Below are 2,151 nucleotides of genomic sequence, written 5' to 3'. Positions count from 1 at the left end.
ATGCGGATGTGGACGGTGCCCATATCCGCACGCTGCTTCTGACCTTCTTCTTCCGGCAGATGCCGGAGTTGATCGAACAGGGCCACCTCTTCATCGCTGAACCGCCTCTCTACAAGGTCGCGCGCGGCAAATCGGAAGTCTATCTGAAAGACCAGCCGGCGCTTGAGGATTACCTGATCCAGCAGGGCGTCGACGGCGCCATCCTGCGCCTTGGTTCGGGCGAAGAGATCGTGGGCGCTGACCTCAACCGCGTGGTCGAAGAGGCGCGGGTCGTGCGAAAAAGCCTCATGGCGTTCCCGACGCATTACCCGATGCATATTCTTGAACAGGCCACGATTGCGGGCGCGCTGGTCGCGGGCCGCGTCGATGCCGATGCGCAGGGCGTGGCCAATGAGGTCGCACGGCGATTGGATGAGGTCGCGGTGGAATATGAACGCGGCTGGCAGGGCCGACCGACGCAGGATCACGGGTTGCGCTTTGCCCGCTCGTTGAGGGGCGTGGAAGAGGTTCGCACTCTCGACGGCCAGATCCTGCGCTCGGGCGAGGCACGGCGGCTGGCGACCCATACCGAGGCGTTGCAAGAGGTCTATGGCGGCATCGCCCGGCTTGTCCGCAAGGACCGCGAGCAGCTAATCCACGGACCAACCGAACTGCTGTCGGCGATCCTGACCGAGGGCGAGAAAGGCCTGAGCCTGCAACGCTACAAGGGGCTCGGCGAGATGAACCCGGATCAGCTTTGGGAAACCACGCTCGATCCATCTGCGCGGGTACTCAATCAGGTAAAGATCGACGATCTGGCCGAGGCCGACGACATCTTTACCAAACTGATGGGCGACGTGGTCGAACCGCGCCGGGAATTCATCCAACAGAACGCGCTAAGTGTGGAGAATCTGGACTTCTGATGCCTGTAGGGATGCGCATAGCGCTGCACTTGCTGCGCGTAGTATTGCACGCCCGTAGAGCCCGTAGAATTGCAAAAATGGTCGGAAGTTCCGGCATTATCGAGAACGTAAACGGTTGAAGTTTCGGAAGCTGACTCGTTACAAAGGTTTTTCCGGAAATTTGACCAACATGGCCTTCAAAACTTGGCCCGGAGCAACAAGTGCGAGGAAACTTTTGTCTGCTGGTCGTAAGTAGGCTCCGGCCTCCACCGCATATTCGCAATTCCACCCCTTGCTGCATGGTAGTGTGACAGACAAGACCTTCACGTTGTCTCAAGGCATGCAAACCAAAGGGCTCAGTTCGCAGTTGTCCACGTCAATCGCCTTCGTGCTCCGTGAAATCGGCGCGCACTAGCTCGTCTAGGTTGTGTGACGATGTTACGCGGGCACCAGCCGTGCCGAGGACAGCCGCCTCATGCAACTGCGCTTCGTGCCCTGCGAAAGCACGTTTTCCTATTTCGAGGCGCTGGAACTCTATCTGGCCGCGCACGGCCGTCCGGTCGCCTTCTACAGCGACAAGCACACGGTGTTCCGCGTTGCGAACCAGGCGGCGCGCACGGGCCACGGCACAACCCAGTTCGGTCGGGCGTTGAACGAGCTCAACATCGAGATCCTCTGCGCCAATTCTTCTCAGGCGAAGGGCCGCGTCGAGCGTGCGAACCGCACGTTGCAGGACCGTCTGGTCAAGGAGCTGCGGCTGGTCGGCATATCGGATATCGACACCGCCAATGCGTATCTGCCGGGCTTTTTGGAGCGCCACAACGCGAAGTTCGCCAAGGCCCCGCGCCGCCCCGACAATCTCCATCGCCCCCTCAATGTAGAGCCGGACCGCCTGCGCAACATCCTCTGCCTGCGCGACGAGCGGCGCGTCAGACAGCAGCTCGCGTTTTCGTATGAACGCCAGCGGATCATCCTTGAGGAGAACGACATCACACGCGGCCTGCCCGGCAAATATGTCGACACGTACGAGTTTCCCGACGGGCGGCTGGACATCCGCTGGAAGGGGCTCGCACTCCCCTACTCCGCCTTCGACAAGGAGCAGCGCGTCACCCATGCCGCGATCACCGAGAACAAGCGTCTCGGGGCCGTTCTGGAATACATCAAGGAGCTCCAGGACCAGACGCCCGTCCCAAAGAAACGCGCCGGAAAACAGCGCACGCGTTACATCCCCAACGGCCGCAGGAACGACGGCTGGAACTCCCAACTCGCC

Annotated in this window: 2 pseudogenes; both read left to right on the top strand. The window is 60.9% G+C overall.

Going from position 1 to position 2,151, the window contains the following annotated elements:
• Positions 1-902 (top strand): annotated as a pseudogene (locus WBB85_RS00565) (DNA gyrase subunit B); the annotation flags it as partial.
• Positions 903-1,350: 448 nt separating this feature from the next.
• A pseudogene (locus tag WBB85_RS00560) lies at positions 1,351-2,151 on the top strand (ISNCY family transposase); the annotation flags it as partial.

It is taken from the genome of Albidovulum sp. (assembly GCF_049646345.1).
Taxonomy (GTDB): domain Bacteria; phylum Pseudomonadota; class Alphaproteobacteria; order Rhodobacterales; family Rhodobacteraceae; genus Albidovulum.
Note: the sequence above shows the minus strand (reverse complement) of the source record. Positions and strands in the feature narration are given on the sequence as shown.